This window comes from Rhodanobacter sp. K2T2 (assembly GCF_013408815.1).
Classification (GTDB): domain Bacteria; phylum Pseudomonadota; class Gammaproteobacteria; order Xanthomonadales; family Rhodanobacteraceae; genus Rhodanobacter.
Genome location: NZ_JACCCA010000010.1, coordinates 90,430 through 107,687, shown reverse-complemented (window position 1 = coordinate 107,687; position 17,258 = coordinate 90,430). Strand labels below are relative to the sequence as shown.

Here is a 17,258-nt window from a genome sequence, read left to right as displayed (position 1 = left end):
AGATCAGGCGATCAAGGCGACGCGCGATAAACCTTGTCTTGCGGTGGAACTCGCTTGTCTTGCGGTGGAACTCGGGCTCGGTCCATGAATGGTCCACCCGCCACTCGACGAGCCGGAAGCGGTTAGCTCCACATGCCCGCTGTCACCTTCGCGGCCAGCACACGGGCTGTTGGCGGAGCGCTGGCTCATGAGCACTCCGCCGAGATCACTTATTACCAGCCGCGGTAGTAGTAATGCGGGTGTCCATAGTAACCGCCGCGGGGCGGCACCACGATGCAGCCGGACAGCGCGGCCAGCATCGAGAGAGTCACAAGAGTCAGCAGAAGTTTTTTCATGGCATCACCTTTTCCGGTTTTGATCCATCGGTTGGTGGGCACAAGAACGATCTGCCGTCGGCGCTGTTGACGCGATTTTTTGAAACGCCTGAAACGGGTGGCGGTGTGTTCATCAACCCGACGACAACCTGACTGGACGAGAGGGAGTTAACCGCCCATACAGCGGCGTGACGCTCCACGCGATGGGATCGAGGTGCCGCCACCGCATCCCATGGGATAGCGACCTCGCTGTGAACCATCGACCGATCAGGTGCTGCGCCAAGCGTGAGCGATAGATACAAATGCTGATCGATCCGGTTCAGATGAAGATCGTCGTGCAGGTATTTTCACGACTTCATGCAAAGCGTGTCCCTAACCTCGGCACCAGCGTTCAACCACGAGCGCTGCGCGCCGTGATGACGCAGTTTCCGCGGCGCCAACCCATTCCCCCAGGAGTTTGCGATGAGCACGAACGACCATGATGTAAAAATTCTCAACGGCCTGATCGAGACCACCATCGACAGCGCCGAAGGCTACGAAGAAGCGGCCAAGGATGCCGACAATTCGCGCTTTACCGCGATGTTCCAGAGCCGTGGTTCGGAGCGTCACCAGGTCGCCTCGAAGCTGCAGCATCAGGTAGTGGCGCTGGGCGGCAAGCCGGAAGACAGTGGCACCGTGCTGGCGTCGGCGCACCGCGTGTTCGTCAACCTTCGTCACACGATCAGCAAGGGCGACACCGCGGTAGTCGATGAAGTCGAGCGCGGCGAAGACCACATTAAAGCCAAGTTCGAGGATGCATTGAAGGACAACGACGTGTCCATCGCGACCAAGCAGGTGATCACGGACGCGTATGCGTCAGTGCGCCAGGGCCACGACCAGATGCGCGACCTGAAGCACGCGCTGCACAATCAGCAGAGCTGAGTTGCATCACGCGTGATCGCATCGAAGAAAAGCCGCCTCAGGGCGGCTTTTCTTATCAAGAAGCTTTGTTGAGAGCGGCGTCGGTCCAGCGGACGCCGCCGTGGCGTCCGTTGCCCTGGGTCAGAAGGGCGGTAGCGAGGTCGGCTCGGCGATCGACGCCTTGTTTTGCCGTGCGCGAATCTTCGACATGGTGTCGTAGACGACCCTGCGCACACGCATGATCGAACCGATCGGGCGATGCGCCGCCAGACCGTGCCACGGGCTGAACGCCATGCCATCGTCGATGGCCGCCGAGCGGGCTTCGGACCAGGCCACCTGCCGCGGTACATGGATGTGCGCCACGGTGATGAACGGACTCTTGTTTTCCGGCCACGGCACCGAGGCATCTTCGATCGGCATGGCGTCGAGGTCGGTGCACAGCTGGACGCGCAGCTCCCACTGCGCCTCGTTGTGCGCAAAATAGTCGTTGACCGCGTCGCGGATGCCGTTGGGCCTGTCGTGCAGGTCCACCGGCGCGTCGGTGAGCGCCTTCAGAGCCGGCGATGTGGGAGCGATGGAGAACTTGGCGATATAAGGGCCATAGAGCGACGGCACCTGGCTGTAAAACGTTTCGCCCAGAATGTTGGTTTCCGGGTGGCCGCCCATGGCGATAACGGTGCCGCTCTTGCCGCCGAAGGCCTCGATCACTTTCTCGGTGCCGCGCGCGAGCGCCGAAAACGCCTTTTTCAGCGACTCGCCTTTGTCGGTGGTGGAGGCCAGCAGTTTCAGATTTTTCAGAAAGTGTTTGGCATCGGGTGCGCCGAACGCGGGGCCGTTGACCATCACGAAATCCTGCGTGGTGTCGCCTTCGCTGCCGGGCAGACGCTCGCCTTCGACACCGAGCAGCTTGATGGCGAGCGCGCGCGGCGTGGAAACCTTGTCGTCCAGCACGTCGCCCGGCACCGTGGAGAGGCGCAGCACCGCCGGATAGGTGCAGGCCTTGGAGAACAAACCTTGCGCCAATACCGGTGGCAGATGGTCGAGCACGCGTACTTCGCCTGTGAGCAGGCCGTGGCTCTTGGCGTGCACACCGCGCAGGCCGTGCTTGGTGTCTTCAAACGTCGTGTGGCTGATTTTTTCCAGTGTTTCGATCAGTCCGTGAATCGTTTCGGCTTCGCCGTCTTCCGGTTTTTCGAAGGCAGCTTGGTAGGGCAGCGGCGCAGCGGGGACAGTGGCGGTCATCAGGGCACTCCGATGGGGGGGAAGGCTCATAAGCACATGGCCGCAGTCAACGTGAGGTGTGCACAGCGCGGCATACGCCGCGTCATCGATAAAAAGCCGCGCCAGGAGATCCGGGCGCGGCAAAAGGTATAAACCGACCACTGCCAGTGCATCGGTGCCATCATCGGAGGGGGCCGAACGGGCAGATGCGACGTTAATCAGCGGTCGTCTCAAATCCTGCGAATCAGCCGAGGTCGACTTTCTTGTTTTCCCCCAGCTGAGGCGGCTTGCCGGTGATGCGCGCTTTCAGATAGTCGAACGCCACGACCATGCGCGAGCCGGGCGCGTCCCAGTATTCGGCCTGGTGGACATCGACTTTCAGTAACGCGAGGTTGGGATCGGACTTGCCATCGGGGAACCAGGCTTTGAGCATATCGTTCCAGTGCGCGTCGATGTCGCCACGGTCGAATACCAGGCTCGCTTCGCCGGACAGGGAGACGAAGCTGTTATCCGCTGCGCTGGCGTACGCCGCATTGACCTGATGCTCGCGCTTCACCTGATCGGCCTTGGGCGAATCGGCGCGGGTAAAAAACCACAGGCAGCCGTCGTCGAAATGCTTCTGACTGGCCACCATCGGGCGGCTGCGCAGGCGGCCGTCGTCTTCGCTGGTGAGCATGGCAACGCGGGCGTCCTTGATGAGTGCCCAGATTTTTTCGCGTTCGTCGTGGGTGCTGGTCATGAGCGGTGACTCCAGTAGGGGAGTCGTTACGCTGGCAGCCGGCCGGTGAATGCGAAGGCAAACCCATGCATGCGCGGCGACGACATCCGGCATGTGCTGCAGCCGCACATCCGTGCGAGTGCGCGCCCTCACACGACCTATACGCGGCCGCAGTGCAGGATGCGCCACCCGGTGCCGCACGCGCCTCAACCTTTTGCAACACTGACGGAGTCTCCGCCCATGCTCGTTACCATCCTGCTGGTTATTCTCATTCTGGCGCTTATCGGTGGCCTGCCGCACTGGGGCTATTCGCGTTCGTGGGGCTATGGCCCCAGCGGCGGCCTGGGCCTGATCGTGATCATTCTGGTCGTGCTGCTGCTGATGGGTCGCATCTAAGACATCGGCCACATCCATAAAAAAGCCCGGCGAGGATGTCGGGCTTTTTTATGGATGTTCATTCGTGAAGCGCTGCAAGTAACGGTCGGTCAGTTCGGATCAGCCCAGACCATGCGGCGTGCGGCGCGGTCGCTTCGGGCCAGGCGCCGAATGCTGGCCCTGGGCGGCGTCGATCGCATCGATCCATCCGGCGCGCGATGAGGGGAACGCATCGGCGTAGGGCACATAGGGTTTGATATCGAGAATCGGTGTGCCGTCCAGCAGATCCATTCCGCGCACACGCAGAATGCGTTCTTCCACGGCGACAAGTTCGACCGCCGACAGCCCAATCGCATTCGGCCGATGCGGCGAGCGGGTCGCCAGGACGCTGCGCTTGCCGCCGCCGCGCGGTGGCCGCACTTCGGCTTTCCAGCCCTCGCTGCGGTGAAACGCGAACACCAGCCAGATGCGCTCGAACCCTGCAAGATCGCGAAACGCCGCTGCGGGAATACCCTCGACAAACTCGATGCTGGCCTCGGCTGTTTCGCCGCTTTCGGTGCCCTCCACCACGGTGGGTTGATGCGGCGCATCGATCCGTCGCGCATACGGCGAGCGCGCGAAGGCGATGGGTGAATAGGCGGGGAGCTCGCTGAGTACGTCTGGCATAGGGCAAGTATCCCATCCTCAACGCTGGCTCGCTGCCTGACGGATTTGTTGGTTCTGCAAGCAGAGCGGCGATAGGTGTCCTCGTGCTGTCCTCACTGGCCTTCGCCACACTTCCCAAATTCTCGCCGCGCGCGCACCATGCATCGCCTCCATAAAGTGTTCAAAGTGATTGCCCATGAGCCATGACGACGATGATTTCGAAACCGAGTTCGACTTTGACGAAGCCGATGACGATTCGGTCGAGTCGCAGGTCTGGCAGCTGCTGCGGCTGATCAATCCGGGCGACGACGACATGGCCATGCAGCAGTTTGTCGACTACCGCGAGGCGGTGGCCGAGGTCGAGCCCGAAGACGTGGTACCGGTAGAGGTGATCGGTCGCGTAATCGACTGGCGCTCGGGCTTTATCGTGGACGAGCACGATCTGCGCTCGCTGGTGCAGGCGATCGACGAGCTGGCCTCGCGCTGGAACCTCACGATCGACTGGAACGGCGACCCGGACGACGATGAATTCTTCGACGACATCGATGCGGCCGGCCTGTTCGGCATCGCCTACGATCGCCTCGCCGAATTCGGCTACACGCTGTGGGCGTGGGAAACCGAAACCGAAAGCCACGCCGGCTGGATGACGCTGACGCGGGACAATGAGCCGATGCGTGAACTGGCCACGGTGCTGGGCATCAATCTGCGCCTTGGCAGTGAGGTTGGCTGAGACGTTCCATGCAGAAATATCCCTCCATTAAAGTGACGCATGAAGTGACTGACGGTTGGCACGAGGAGGGCAAGCGATGAGTTTTCCAAGGCGCGCCGTGCCAGCCATGCGAGTGCTGTTGCAGTGGGCGATGCTGCTGATTCCCATGGCACTGCTGGCGGCCTGCGCTGCGGCACCCGTACATAACCCACTCGCTACCTGGATACCTTCACCCAACTACGGCGAGCGCCGACCGCAGCTGATCGTGCTGCACTTCACCGATGAAACGTCGGTACAAAACAGCTTGAAGACGTTGCGTACCGGCAATAGCGAAGGACCAGTCAGCGCGCATTATCTGATCGGTGGCGATGGGCACATCTATCAGCTGGTCGCCGATTCGATGCGCGCCTGGCACGCCGGCGAGGGCCGCTGGGGCACGATCACCGACGTCAACTCCGCCTCCATCGGCATCGAACTGGACAACGACGGTCGCACGCCGTTTGCGCCGGCGCAGATCGAAAGCCTGCTGCGCCTGCTCAGCGACCTTACCGATCGGCTGCATATACCGCGCACGCAGATTGTCGGTCATGAGGATTTCGCGCCTACCCGCAAGAACGATCCCGGCCCGCTGTTTCCGTGGAGGCAGCTGGCCGGCGCAGGCTTCGGTCTGTGGCCGCAGGGGCCGCTGATCGATCCGCCGCCGGGATTCGATCCGTGGATGGCGCTGGGTGTGATCGGCTATCCGCCGGACGATCACGCCGCCGTGGTGCGCGCGTTTCATCATCACTACCGCGGCATGGATGGCGACACACTCGATGCACAGGATCTGCAAATCCTGTATGCCCTGACGCGCCAGCTGTTGCCGGCCCAGCCGTTATCGCCACAGCCGTTATCGCCGCATTGATGGAACGTAGGCCGCGACCGTTCACGGTCACGGCCGACTCTGCGATCACGACGCCTTCCGTTGGGGCCGCCTTTCCGCGGCGCGTTGCTCCATCCAGTCATACAGCACCGGCAACAGGATGAGGGTCAGCAGGGTCGAGGTGATCAGCCCGCCGACGACGACGGTCGCCAGCGGCCGCTGCGTTTCCGCACCCACACCGCTGGAGAGCAGCATCGGCACCAGGCCGAGAATCGCCACGCTGGCCGTCATCAGCACCGGACGCATGCGCAGCGCGGTGCCGCGGATGACCGCATCACGCACGTTCAATCCTTTTTCGCGCTGCTCGTTCAAGAAGCTCACCAGCACGATGCCGTTCAACATGGCCACACCGAACACGGCGATAAATCCGATCGCCGACGGCACCGACAGGTATTGCCCGGTGATCGCCAGCGCCACGATGCCGCCGATGGTGGCGAAGGGCACGTTGGCCAGGATCAGCGCGGCGTGCTTGATCGAATTGAACGCGGTATAAAGCAGCACGAAGATGAAGAAGATCGTGGCCGGCACGATCAGCGACAGCCGCTTCAGCGCACGCTGTTGGTTCTCGAACGCGCCGCCCCACTCGCTGTAGTAGCCGGTCGGCAGCTTTATTTGCTGGGCGATCGCCGCGTTGGCCTCGCGCACAAAGCCGTCGATGTCGCGGCCGCGCACATCCATCTGGATCACCGCATAGCGTTGCAGCTGCTCGCGGCGAATGAAGGAGTAGCCTTCGCCGTCGCTGACCTCGGCGACCTGCGCCAGCTGCACCAGCGCGCCGCTGGCGCTGCGGATCGGAATACGTCCGATCGCCTGCAGCGAGGCCTTTTCCGCATCGTTCAGGCGCACGGCAATGTCGAAGCGCTTCACGCCGTCGAGCAAGGTGGTGACCGGCTCGCCGCCGATACCGTTCTTGACCACGGTCAGCACATCGTCCGCGTTGAGGCCGTAACGCGCCAGCGCATCGCGATCGACCTTGATGCGGATCTGCGGCTTGCCGATATTCGCCTCGAGCGCGAGATCGGCCACGCCGGGGACGCCGGCCAGCACGTTCTTCAATCGCGCGCTCAGGCGATCCAGTTCGCCAAGGTCGTCGCCGTAGATCTTCAGTGCCAGCGTGGCGCGCACGCCGGAAATCAGCTCCTCGATGCGCATCTGGATCGGCTGGGTATAGCTCACCACGGCCGTGGGCAGTGCTTCGGTCAGGGCGGCCTGCATCGAGGTTTCGATGCTTTCCAGGGTCTGGCCGCGGCGCCACTGATCCTTCGGCTTCAGCGGCGTATAGACTTCCATGTAGTTGACGTCCGCGGTCTCGCCTTTTTCGGCGCGGCCGATCATCGCCAGCGTGGTCTGTACTTCGGGAAACTTCTGCTGGATCAGCGCGGAGACCCGATTCGACAGCCCGATCGATTCGTCCAGCGAGGCGGATGGGATCGAGGTGATGCGCCACATGATCGCGCCCTCTTTCAGGTTCGGCATGAACTCCTTGCCGAGAAACGGAAACAGCGCGAGGCTGCCGAGCAGCGCGGTCACGGCCATGCCGAGCACCCGCTTGCGACGCGCGAGCGACCACGCCAGTGCGCTCGCATAGCGGCGTTTCAGCCAGCCCACCAGGCGGGTGTCCTTTTCCTCTTTCGGCTTCAGCACCAGTGCGGCCAGCACGGGTATCAGGGTCAGCGCGAGGATGAGCGAGCCGGCCATTGCGAAGCTGATGTTGAACGCCATCGGCTTGAACATCTTGCCTTCCAGCCCCTGCAGGCTGAAGAGCGGCAGAAACACCACGATGATGATCCCGATCGCAAACGCCATCGGCTTGGCCACTTCGCGCGCGGCGGCGAGCACGGCGGCGCTGCGATCGACAGGGCCACCTTCGGCCTTGCGTTCGGCCATGATGCGATAGGCGTTCTCCACCATCACCACCGCGCCGTCGACCATCATGCCGATACCGATCGCCAACCCCGCCAGCGACATCAGATTGGCGGACAGGCCGAGCCGGTCCATGCAGATGAACGCGATCAGCATCGCCAGCGGCAGCGCCACCACCACGACCAGCGCACTGCGCAGTTCGCCGAGAAACAGAAACAGCACCAGCGCCACCAGGATCGAGCCTTCGATCAGCGCGCGTACCGCCGTACCGACGGCCGCGTCGACCAGCTCGGTGCGTTCGTACACGGGTTTCACCACGACGCCCGGCGGCAGCGCCTGTTTCACCGTATCGAGCTTGGCCTTGATCGCATCGACCACACTCTTCGCGTTTTCGCCGATGCGCGCCAGGCCCATGCCCAGCACCACCTCCTTGCCGTCGCGGGTGACGGCGCCCGTGCGCGGCGCCGCGGCCTCTTCCACGGTGGCGACATCGCGCACGTAGACCGGTGTGCCGTCCTCGGTCTTCAGCACGATATGGCCAAGGTCTTTCGCGTTCTGAATCAGGCCCAGGCCGCGCACGAGATACTGCTCACGGCCGACGTCGATGAAGTTGCCGCCCACCTGTGCGTTGTTGGCCTGCAGCGCCTCGATCACCTGCTTGAAGCCGAGCTGGTGCCCGATCAGCTTCAGCGGATCCACGCGCACCTGGAACTGCTTTTCCTGCCCGCCCCACGAGGTGACGTCGTCGACGCCCGGTGCGGTGCGCAGAATCAGCCGGATGTTCCAGTCCTGCAGCGTGCGCAGGTCCATGGCGTCCTTTGCACTGTCTTTCGACGAGGGATTGGCGCGTTCGACCGTATACCAGAACACCTGGCCCAGGCCGGAGGTGTTCGGCCCCATCTCCGGCTTGCCGTAGCCGGCGGGCAAACGGTCGCCGACCTGCTGCAGGCGTTCGTTGACCAGCTGGCGGGCGAAATAGACGTCCATACGGTCGTCGAAATACACCGACACGAACGACAGCCCGAACAGGCTGACCGAGCGGATCTGTTCCACCTTGGGCAGGCCGGCCAGCGCCGATTCCACCGGCGTGGTCAGCAGCTGCTCCACATCTTCGGCGGCGAGGCCGGAGGCTTCGGTGTACACGCTGACCTGCACCGGCGTCACGTCGGGGAAGGCGTCGATGGGCAGCTGGCGCAAGGCTTGAAAGCCAAGAAAGCCGATGACGATAAAAACAATCAGCACCAGCACCTTGTAGCGCAGTGAGAGTTCAACCAGACGTTCGAGCATCAATCTTCTCCCAGCTGCGAGCGGAGCAGTCGCGCTTTCAGGGCGAACGCGCCCTGGCGCACATAGTTGTCGCCGGGTTTCAGGCCCTGGTTGATGACTGTCCAGCCGTCCTGGGTTTCACCGGTCGTCACGGCGACCGGCTCGAACCGGCCGTTGCCCTGGTCGATGAACACGGTGGTCTGGTTCTGCAGCAGGACGATCGCCTCGGTCGGCACGGCCAGCTTCGGCGCGGCGTTGCCGACGCCGATGCGAACGTCGACGAGTTCACCGGCGTGCAGCAGATCCTTGCTGTTGTCGACCTCGATGCGAACCGGCACGGTGCGCGTGCGCTCGTCGGTCTGGTGCGACCGCTGCGCGACTTTGCCGAGCAGCGTCGCGCCATGGACGAGTAGGCGTGCGGGCTCGCCGGGTTGCAGTTTCTCCGCATCGGCCGGCGCCATCTGCGCGACGACCCAGATCAGATCCTCCTGCACCACGGTGAACAGCGTGCGGCCGGGTTCGACGCGCTCGCCCACCAGAAACTCGTCACTGGAAATCCGTCCGGCGCTGGGCGCCAGCAGCTCGAAACTGCCGTCGGCGGCGGCCGAGCCTTTGCGCAGCAGGGTGCCGATCTGGCCGTCCGAAAGGCCGTACGCGCGCAGCTTGGCGCGGGCCTGATCGCGCTGCACTTTGGCCTCGTTGTAGCGGCGGGCCGATACGGCCTGTTCGCCCAGTGCGGCGATGCGCTGCCAGTCCTGCGAAGCCACGATCAGCGCGCCCTGCGTTTCGGCCACCTGCACGCTGGAAAGCGTGACCAACGGCTGACCGGCTTTCACCACATCGCCGAGCCAGGCTTTGCGGGCCAGCACCAGAGACTCCACGCGCGGGGTGACCAGCACGGTGGAATAGGCGTTGGCCTTGACCTCACCAGGTGCTTTCAATTCATCGCTGAGTGTGCGCGAGCCGATCTTATCCAGCACGATGCCGGCGTCCTTGATCGCTTGGGCATCGAGCGACAGCGGGTTGGCCGGTGCAGCCTCCTGGCCTATGGCGATGCCGGAAACGGCGACCAGCAGCACCAGAGAAAACAAGCGGCGTCGAAACAAAGAAATGATCATCGGGAGGCGTCCTGTGTGCGGCCGTCGAGCCAGTCGGTCAGACGGCCCGCGGCGGTGAGATAGTCGAACCACGTCTGCCAGGTCTGGCTTTGCAGTTCGTCGCCGGACAGGGCGGTGTCCAGGCTTTGCTTGAGTTGAACGAGATAGTCGGAGGTGGTGATTTCACCGGCGGCCCAGAGCCGTTCCAGCAGCGCAGTGCGATCCTCGAACGCGGCCGCACGGCTGCGGCGAAACGCTGCGCTGGCGTCTCGCAGCGCGGTGTAGCGTGCCTGCGCTTCCTGCAGTCCGGCGCGCAGGGAGAACTGGCGTGCACGCACGCCGGCCGCCGTAGCGTCGGCTTCCGATTGGGCTGCAGCCACGTCGGCGCGGCCGGTGTTGAACACCGGTAGCGGAACGGACACGCTGACGCCGATCACGCGCTCGCTGAGCGCTCCGCTGCGCACGCGGCCGCCGGTAAGGCTGAGTGTGGGGTCGGGAATACGTGCGCGACGTGCCACCTGCACACCCGCCTCGGCGCTGGCTTGCCGCGCCTGTGCCTGGTGCAGTTCGGGCAGCTCGTCGACGGGTCGCGCAGTGACGCTCTCGACGGCGGGTAGCAGATCGTCGGGTAGCGGCAGCAGGTCGTCGCTGGCTCGATCGCCGCTGATCGCCATGAGCGACGCGCGTGCGGAGGCCTCATCGCTGATCAGATTCGCCTGTTGAAGCTGCGCGTCGCTCAGCGCCAGCGCGGCCAGGTCGCGCTCCGGGCTACTGATGTCGCCGACTTTCAGCCGTTGCGCAGCCAGATCGTCGAAGCGCTGCATCAGCCTCAGCCGGCGCTGGCCCAGTGCGCTCTGCTTTTGCGCGAGTGCCGCCGTGGACCAAGCTTTCAGCCAGCGCGCGGCGACATCGCGCCGCAACAGGTCATAGCCGGCCTCACTGACGCGCACTTCGGCGTCGCCCTGGCTGGCGCGGGCCACGCGTTTGCCGGACAGATCCAGCGCCAGACTGACGCCGACGGTGCGCCGATCGACGTCGGCGTTCTCGGCGTCCAGCGACAGCGATGGGTTATAGATCGGCTGCGCGGCGGCCAGCGCGCGGGCGCGAGCGGCGTCGAGCTCGGCGCGCGCCGCCGCGACTTCCGGGCTGGCTTTCCACACGCGAGCCAGGGCATCGCGCAGACGCGGTGAAGCGGCGGCGGTCGGCGTACCGACGGGTGTCGCCGCCCATAGGGCCGAAGGCGTGGCACCGAGCGCGAACGCAAACAGCAGCACGGCGCCGAGCGGCACCGAACGTAAAACGGACATGGAGCATCTCCTGAAAACAGTTCACGAAGCAATGCGCTGCAGACGCAGCGGCATCACGAAACGGAGGGTTTTCAGGCGATGGGTGGGCGCAGCAGCGAACCGGTGGTGGCCGGTTCGAATCCCGAATGGATGGCTAAAGACTCGAAACGCGTTTCCATCCTGGCGACGGAAAGCGAGGCGACAGTCGGTAGCGGCAGCGTATGCGCGCAGGCGCAGTGGCAGCCGCCGGCTTCACCCAGCACGCAGCCGCCGTCTTCATCTGCCGCTGTCGGGTCGGCGGGCGCATCGACCGACAGGCTGCTGGACGCAGCGAGGTTCTTGAGCGAGTCGCCCGGGTACGCGCCATCGGTCAGACAGATGGTACCCGCAGCGAGTTTGATCAGCAGCACCGCCACAGCGAGCACCCACAGGCCGCGATGGCGGCGCAGGCGACTCAGCAGCGATGGCATGGTGCGAAACATCCGCGAAGACTAGAGGACATCCGCACTGTTAGACAATTTCATTCGTCGGCGAATGTTCGCTTTTCGGGTGGCTGCCGCCGACGCATTGACCTTCCTGTCGCCGAAACGCATGCTCCGGCGCTGGTATCCATGCACTTCAGATCAACGGCGTATCGACATGCTTCAACTGATCGGCTTCGACGGCGACGACACCCTGTGGCACAGCGAGGACTACTACCAGCAGGCGAATGCCGCGTTCGCCGCCATCGTCGGCCGCTACGTCGATCTGGCCGACGGCCGCGTGCAGAGCGACATGCTGGCGACCGAGCGGCGCAATCTCGAACTGTTCGGCTACGGCGCCAAGGGCATGACGCTGTCGATGGTGGAAACGGCGATCGCGATGACCGATCAGCGCATTTCAGCGAGCGATATCCACCGCATCGTCGAGCTCGGCAAAACGGTGCTGCAGCATCCGGTGGAGCTGCTACCCGGCATGCGCGAGGCGGTCGAGCAGGTAGCCGCGGACTATGGGGTAGTGCTGATCACCAAGGGCGATCTGTTTCATCAGGAAAAGAAGGTGGCGCAGTCCGGCGTGGCCGATCTGTTTCAGCGTATCGAGATCGTGTCGGAAAAAGATGCCAGGACCTATCGCCGCGTGCTCAACGAGTTCGCTCTGCAGCCGGCGCAGTTCGCGATGGTCGGCAACTCGCTGCGCTCGGACATCGAGCCGGTGGTGCGGCTCGGTGGCTGGGGGGTGCACTTGCCGTACCACGTAACCTGGGCGCACGAGCTGGAAACCGGGTTGGGTGACGACGAGCAGCGGGTGATTACCGTGGCGCTACCCGTCGATGTTCCGGCTGCCGTGGCCGAGCTGGCGCAGCGGGCCGCCTGATCGTCAGCGTCGTTGAATCGCCTCAGGCCGGATCGGGCGGCACATCGTCATCGAAGCCGGTGTAGCCCTCGGGGAAGATCGGCGTGCCGTCGTCTTCCAGGCCGGTCATATCGGCCAGCGCCTTGGCGGCGGCGGCCTCGGCGACATCCTTGGCGCGAAAGCTGCGGTTTTCGCAGATCGCGAAATACATCGGAAAGCCGTTGCCGCGCGGCGTCACGGCCAGATACGCGGTATAGCGCGAGCCTTCCAGCGTGGCCCCGGAACGGGCACGGTAGTGGTTGAACTCGCGCTCGGCCATGGTTGTTTTCTCGTGCAGCGTGCAGATTCGGTGCGCGCAGTGTATCGCCTTGCCGGTAACGGCGGCGCTAGCGGCGCTTCAGTCAGCCGCGTGGCTGTTCGATATCGTCCAGTGGCACGACCTGATGGAACACGCTGTAGTCGATGATGCTGACGCCGTCGGCGTCCTCATTGACGAGATCGACGTAGCGATGATTCCAGCGCAGATCGCTGTGGCTCCAGCGCTGGCGCGCGAGCATGGACTGTGCGGTGGTTTCGTCGACGCCTTCGATGGTCAGCAGCAGGATCGATTGGTTGCGGTCCAGGCTTTCCGGCGTTTCGCCGAACAGCGGACTGCTGGCATCGATGACGTGCATCAGGCTCCAGCTGAGCACGAAGATCGGATGCCGGTCGCGCGTGAGTTTGAGGTCGTAGATCTTGCGCAGGCGAAAGCCTTCCGGCGAGGTTTCCAGCCGCAGCAGGTGCAGCTGTGCCGTGGCTTCGGCAATCACGTTCTGCCGGGTGTTGGCGGCGCGGATCATCAGCGTGGGCTGGCCGTCGATCATGCGCACTACCGGATAGTCGGCAAACAGGATCTTCGCGCGCGGCCGTGAGAAGCGCGAAAAGATCAGGCCGGTCACCACCGCAATGCTGACCATGCCGGTGAAGATCTCCACCGTTGCCACGATATGCGCATACACCGTCTGCGGATGCATGTCGCCGTAGCCGACGGTGGAAAGCGTTTCGACGCTGAAGAAGAACGCGCCGCCGAAGCCGTGCGGATACTGGTTGGCGATCGCGTTGTCGCCAAGCTGGTAGATCACCGCAAAGAGCGCGTTGAGCAGGAGAAAGATCGCGCCGATCAGACCGAAGAACACCGGCCAGCGAATGGTCAGCGCGCGATGGTAGATATCGTCCCAGAAGCGCCGCGACAGGCCGACGCTGACGAAGGCCCTGCCGCCGACATCGACAATGCGTGGACGCTGTCTGAAACGCTTGGGCGGTAAATTCATTGCAAGCCTGGGCTGGTGAAGATGCGGCACGGCCGCCGGTGCGGCGATTGTAGCGCCTGGCCTGCACGCATCCGGGGCGGCTCTGTGGCAAGCTGGCCCGCCGTGTTTCGGTCATGCGTCGATGCCTACGCCCTGCGATATTTCCTGTCCCTACTGCGGCGAGCCGATCGAGATTCTGGTCGACGAATCGGCCGGCGACCAGTTCTACATCGAAGACTGCCAGGTCTGCTGCCGGCCGATTTCGCTGAGCGTGCGCATCGATGACGACGGCGAACCGCAGGTCGGCGCCGCCGGTGAGAACGACGCTTGATGACGGCGGACCCTCCGGTTGCGCCGAGCGTGCCGCGCATCGTGCTGGACACCAACGTCTGTCTCGACCTGTTTTTGTTCAACGATCCGCATTGTGCGCATCTGATGATCGCGCTGCGCAACGGCTCGGTGCAGGCGGTGACGCGCGACGATTGCCGCGATGAATGGCGCCGCGTGTTGCACTACCCGCAGATCCCGATCGACGACGCCATCCGTCCCGCTGTGAGCGCGGCGTTCGATGCCTTGATTCATCCTCTGCCCATCGACGAATCCACCGCGTCGGATGCGGCATGGCTGCCGCGCTGCGCCGATCCGGACGATCAAAAATTTCTGCAGCTGGCACTGGCCAGCGGAGCGCGCTGGCTGATCAGCAAGGACAAGGAACTGCTGAAGCTGGACTGGCGATCACGCGCCGCGGGCCTGTTTCCGATCCTGCTGCCGCAGCAGTGGTCGCGGGCGATGGTTTGATGTGCTGACGGCCGACAGTCGTCAGTCAGGCGAACGCCAGAGCGCCAACGGCGGTGATGTCGATCCGCTGGGCGGCAAGCGCGTCGCGGGTGGCTTTGTCTGTCGCGGGCGTCACCGGACGGGTCAGATCCCACAGCACGTGCGTGCGAAAGCCGGATTCCACCGCGTCCTGGGCTGTCCATAAAACGCAGACGTCGCGCGCCAGCCCGCAGACATACACCTCGACCACGCCGCGCTCGCTCAGCCAGCCGGCCAGGCCGGTGCTAGGCCGTTCGCCGTTCGGTCCGTGGTTTTCGCGAAAGCCGCTGTACGAATCCACGCCGGCACGGCTGCCTTTGCGGATGACGGCATCGAGCGCCGACCAGTCCACGCCTCCGTGCAGCGCCGCGCCGTTCGTGCCTTGCACGCAGTGGTCGGGCCACAGCGTCTGCGGCTGGCCATACAGCGCGATCTGATCGAACGGCTTGCTGCCGGTATGCGAACTGGCGAACGACACATGGCCGGCGGGGTGCCAGTCTTGCGTGGCCACCACGTGCTCGAACAGGCCGGCGCGCAGCAACGCGTCGATGCCGGGCACGACCGCGTCGCCCTCGTGACAGGCGAGTGTGCCGCCGGGCATGAAATCCGGCTGCACGTCGACGACGATCAGGGCAGCGCGAGAGTCGATGACAGGTTTCATAGACGAGCCTTGCGGAAGGGCTTAGCGAGTCGAAGTTTAGCGTGCGCCGCCCGGGTCGGTTTTCGGATGCCTGCGCTTGATGCAGAATCGGCGCGGGGCAAGGACGAATCAGCCAGGGGAAAGCGATGGATCAGGTTTTCGGCGATACGGGATACAGGCAATCGGTGCTGGCGAGCGCGAGCTATCCGCGGACATATCGTTATTCCACTGCGGTGCGCTGGCTCATTTATGCGATTGCCGCCGCGATGATGGCCGGTGGCATCTGGATGGTGTTCATGCAAATCCGGCAAGCGTCTGCGCCGGCCGTGTTTCTATGGCTGGGCATGACTGCGTTAGGCCTGGGTTTGTTTATGGCGGCGTCCTGTACGGTCGCGTGCCTCACGCTGCGCGCCGATGCGATCGAGGTGCGCCGGCTTTTCAGTACACGGCGGCTGCGTCGCGACGAGATCGAAGGCCGCCGCCTGGTGCCGACACGAGGCAAGCCGATATCGGTACTGGTAGCCAGAAGCGGTCCGCCGCTGCGGCTGGATTCGGGTTATCGGGGTGACAGCGTGCTGGACGCGTGGATCGCCACCCTGCCGGATCTGGACCGGCAGGAGCGCGACGCTTCGCAGGCCAGACTGGCAGCCGATCGCAGCTACGGCGCCAGCCCGCAGGAACGCCTGAGCCGCCTGGCCACGGCGCGGCAGTTCGCCAAGGTCGCGCAGGTGGCGACGTTGGCGGTGAGCGCATGGGCATACGTGTATCCGCGCCCCTATCTTCCAGTTATCGCGCTGGTGGCCCTGCTGCCGTGGTGTGCGGTGGCCCTGGTCGGCTGGTCGCGCGGTCTGATCCGCTTCGACACCACGCGCAACGACGTGCGTCCGAATATTGCGATCATGCTGATCCTGCCCGGCGTCGTGCTGGGCGTGCGCGCCTTGTTCGACACTCACATGCTGGATGTCAGTTCAGTGCTCGAATACGGCGTGGTGGTCGGACTGCCGCTGCTGGCCGCGGTGATGCTGGTAAACGGTCGCAGCGATCGGACGCGCGCCTCGGGCTGGGGCGTGCTGTTGCTGGCATTCGTTGCGTTGCCTTACGGTGCCGGCGTGCTGAGTCTGTCGGACGTGTTGCTCGATCAGCAGCCGGCGCAGGTTTTTTCGACGCAGGTGCAAGGCAAGTACATCTCCAGCGGCAAGCACCCGCAGCCCTATCTGGTGCTGGCACCGTGGGGTCCGGAAACGATGGGCGACAAGGTTGCGGTAAGCCGCGCCTACTACGCGCAGACGCCGGTGAACGCGACCGTGTGTGCGGCGCTGCACCCGGGTAGCGTCAAGCTCCGCTGGTTCGACGTGCGTGAATGCCCGTCGACGACGGCCGGCATCCACTCGGCGAAGCCCTGAGATGGTGAATAGGCTCTAAGCCAACACTTCACTGCATAATGGCGAGCCAACCCACGAGGAAGCGAGACTCGCCATGCATTACGACCAGAGCTGGATGGGGTTTGGCATGGTCGGCGGCATGCAGGCCGGCCTGATCTCCGCGTTGGCGGCGTTGCTGCTGTTCGTGGTGTTCCACTGGCTCGGTCAGCGCAATGCCTGGGGTGACGGCACGCAGATCGGCTGGACCGTGCTGGTGGCTGCATTGGTCACCGCCAGCGGCGACCTGTGGGATCTGTTCTATTTCAACTACGCGAGGCTGCAGTCGATAGCGCTACTGCGCGCCAAGCTGGCCGAGGTGCACGATCCGGACAGCATCGGCGTGCGCGTGCTGTGCGAGCTGCTCGGCATCGTGGTGGGCATCTACGCGGCGTGGGTGCTGTGTCATTCGCGGTGGGGAACGCGGCTGCTGCGTCGCCGCTGACG

The 17,258-nt window shown here is 64.1% G+C and carries 20 protein-coding genes; 9 read left to right on the top strand and 11 right to left on the bottom strand.

All coding sequences use genetic code 11. The features are described 5' to 3' along the window. Positions 1 to 212 precede the first annotated feature (212 nt). On the bottom strand, positions 213 to 335 hold the full coding sequence (locus tag HDE78_RS21125) for a hypothetical protein (RefSeq protein ID WP_255457860.1): 123 nt from the start codon (positions 333 to 335) through the stop codon (positions 213 to 215). Between the two features lie 441 nt (positions 336 to 776). Between HDE78_RS21125 and HDE78_RS16050 the strand changes: the two genes are divergently transcribed. Continuing rightward, positions 777 to 1,235: a PA2169 family four-helix-bundle protein gene (locus HDE78_RS16050; RefSeq protein ID WP_179481308.1), complete on the top strand. Its 459-nt coding sequence runs from the start codon at positions 777 to 779 to the stop codon at positions 1,233 to 1,235. Positions 1,236 to 1,355: 120 nt separating this feature from the next. Here the strand turns inward: HDE78_RS16050 and HDE78_RS16045 are convergent, their stop codons facing one another. Together HDE78_RS16045 and HDE78_RS16040 are read right to left on the bottom strand one after the other, a co-directional pair. After that, positions 1,356 to 2,456, bottom strand: a complete 1,101-nt coding sequence (locus tag HDE78_RS16045; RefSeq protein ID WP_179481306.1) for a catalase family protein — start codon at positions 2,454 to 2,456, stop codon at positions 1,356 to 1,358. A 223-nt stretch (positions 2,457 to 2,679) separates the two neighbouring features. Continuing rightward, positions 2,680 to 3,174 carry a pyridoxamine 5'-phosphate oxidase family protein gene (locus HDE78_RS16040; RefSeq protein WP_179481304.1) on the bottom strand — a complete coding sequence of 165 codons (495 nt, stop codon included), beginning with the start codon at positions 3,172 to 3,174 and terminating at the stop codon, positions 2,680 to 2,682. A 219-nt stretch (positions 3,175 to 3,393) separates the two neighbouring features. Between HDE78_RS16040 and HDE78_RS16035 the strand changes: the two genes are divergently transcribed. Continuing rightward, positions 3,394 to 3,549, top strand: a complete 156-nt coding sequence (locus HDE78_RS16035; protein ID WP_179481302.1) for a DUF3309 family protein — start codon at positions 3,394 to 3,396, stop codon at positions 3,547 to 3,549. 99 nt (positions 3,550 to 3,648) lie between these two features. Here HDE78_RS16035 and tsaA read toward each other — a convergent pair whose 3' ends face one another. Beyond that, a complete protein-coding gene (tsaA, locus tag HDE78_RS16030; protein WP_179481300.1) occupies positions 3,649 to 4,194 on the bottom strand; it encodes a tRNA (N6-threonylcarbamoyladenosine(37)-N6)-methyltransferase TrmO in 546 nt (181 codons plus the stop codon). 175 nt (positions 4,195 to 4,369) lie between these two features. On the opposite strand from tsaA, the gene HDE78_RS16025 reads away from it, so the two are divergent. Beyond that, positions 4,370 to 4,903, top strand: a complete 534-nt coding sequence (locus HDE78_RS16025) for a hypothetical protein (RefSeq protein ID WP_179481298.1) — start codon at positions 4,370 to 4,372, stop codon at positions 4,901 to 4,903. 76 nt (positions 4,904 to 4,979) lie between these two features. After that, a complete protein-coding gene (locus HDE78_RS16020; protein ID WP_179481296.1) occupies positions 4,980 to 5,786 on the top strand; it encodes an N-acetylmuramoyl-L-alanine amidase in 807 nt (268 codons plus the stop codon). Positions 5,787 to 5,831: 45 nt separating this feature from the next. Here HDE78_RS16020 and HDE78_RS16015 read toward each other — a convergent pair whose 3' ends face one another. The 4 genes from HDE78_RS16015 to HDE78_RS16000 all read right to left on the bottom strand — a co-directional run bounded on the left by HDE78_RS16015 (position 5,832) and on the right by HDE78_RS16000 (position 11,786). Next, positions 5,832 to 8,954, bottom strand: coding sequence for a CusA/CzcA family heavy metal efflux RND transporter (locus HDE78_RS16015; protein WP_179481294.1), 3,123 nt, complete (start codon positions 8,952 to 8,954; stop codon positions 5,832 to 5,834). Beyond that, positions 8,954 to 10,051, bottom strand: a complete 1,098-nt coding sequence (locus HDE78_RS16010; protein ID WP_179481292.1) for an efflux RND transporter periplasmic adaptor subunit — start codon at positions 10,049 to 10,051, stop codon at positions 8,954 to 8,956. Before HDE78_RS16010 ends, HDE78_RS16015 begins: the two co-directional genes overlap by 1 nt. Beyond that, positions 10,048 to 11,337 carry a TolC family protein gene (locus HDE78_RS16005; protein WP_179481290.1) on the bottom strand — a complete coding sequence of 430 codons (1,290 nt, stop codon included), beginning with the start codon at positions 11,335 to 11,337 and terminating at the stop codon, positions 10,048 to 10,050. The genes HDE78_RS16010 and HDE78_RS16005 overlap by 4 nt, the downstream gene beginning before the upstream one ends. A 71-nt stretch (positions 11,338 to 11,408) precedes the next feature. Further along, positions 11,409 to 11,786 (bottom strand): hypothetical protein, encoded by a 378-nt coding sequence (locus HDE78_RS16000; protein WP_255457859.1) that lies wholly within the window; start codon positions 11,784 to 11,786, stop codon positions 11,409 to 11,411. Positions 11,787 to 11,955: 169 nt separating this feature from the next. On the opposite strand from HDE78_RS16000, the gene HDE78_RS15995 reads away from it, so the two are divergent. Further along, positions 11,956 to 12,669 (top strand): HAD family hydrolase, encoded by a 714-nt coding sequence (locus HDE78_RS15995; RefSeq protein WP_179481287.1) that lies wholly within the window; start codon positions 11,956 to 11,958, stop codon positions 12,667 to 12,669. Between the two features lie 22 nt (positions 12,670 to 12,691). Here HDE78_RS15995 and HDE78_RS15990 read toward each other — a convergent pair whose 3' ends face one another. Next, positions 12,692 to 12,967 (bottom strand): hypothetical protein, encoded by a 276-nt coding sequence (locus tag HDE78_RS15990; RefSeq protein WP_179481285.1) that lies wholly within the window; start codon positions 12,965 to 12,967, stop codon positions 12,692 to 12,694. 82 nt (positions 12,968 to 13,049) lie between these two features. Beyond that, entirely contained in the window at positions 13,050 to 13,958 is a 909-nt protein-coding gene (locus tag HDE78_RS15985; RefSeq protein ID WP_179481283.1) for an ion channel, read from the bottom strand. Positions 13,959 to 14,079: 121 nt separating this feature from the next. Between HDE78_RS15985 and HDE78_RS15980 the strand changes: the two genes are divergently transcribed. Together HDE78_RS15980 and HDE78_RS15975 are read left to right on the top strand one after the other, a co-directional pair. Then, complete coding sequence (locus HDE78_RS15980; RefSeq protein ID WP_179481282.1) at positions 14,080 to 14,268, top strand: CPXCG motif-containing cysteine-rich protein; 189 nt, start codon at positions 14,080 to 14,082, stop codon at positions 14,266 to 14,268. Next, positions 14,268 to 14,735 (top strand): putative toxin-antitoxin system toxin component, PIN family, encoded by a 468-nt coding sequence (locus tag HDE78_RS15975; RefSeq protein ID WP_179481280.1) that lies wholly within the window; start codon positions 14,268 to 14,270, stop codon positions 14,733 to 14,735. The genes HDE78_RS15980 and HDE78_RS15975 overlap by 1 nt, the downstream gene beginning before the upstream one ends. Before the next feature lie 25 nt (positions 14,736 to 14,760). On the opposite strand, the gene HDE78_RS15970 is transcribed toward HDE78_RS15975, so the two are convergent. Continuing rightward, positions 14,761 to 15,414, bottom strand: coding sequence for a nicotinamidase (locus tag HDE78_RS15970; protein ID WP_179481278.1), 654 nt, complete (start codon positions 15,412 to 15,414; stop codon positions 14,761 to 14,763). Positions 15,415 to 15,539: 125 nt separating this feature from the next. On the opposite strand from HDE78_RS15970, the gene HDE78_RS15965 reads away from it, so the two are divergent. Together HDE78_RS15965 and HDE78_RS15960 are read left to right on the top strand one after the other, a co-directional pair. Further along, the gene (locus HDE78_RS15965; protein ID WP_179481277.1) at positions 15,540 to 16,796 is read left to right on the top strand and encodes a hypothetical protein; all 1,257 of its coding nucleotides are present in this window, start codon (positions 15,540 to 15,542) and stop codon (positions 16,794 to 16,796) included. Positions 16,797 to 16,869: 73 nt separating this feature from the next. Further along, on the top strand, positions 16,870 to 17,256 hold the full coding sequence (locus HDE78_RS15960; RefSeq protein ID WP_179481275.1) for a hypothetical protein: 387 nt from the start codon (positions 16,870 to 16,872) through the stop codon (positions 17,254 to 17,256). Positions 17,257 to 17,258 lie beyond the last annotated feature (2 nt).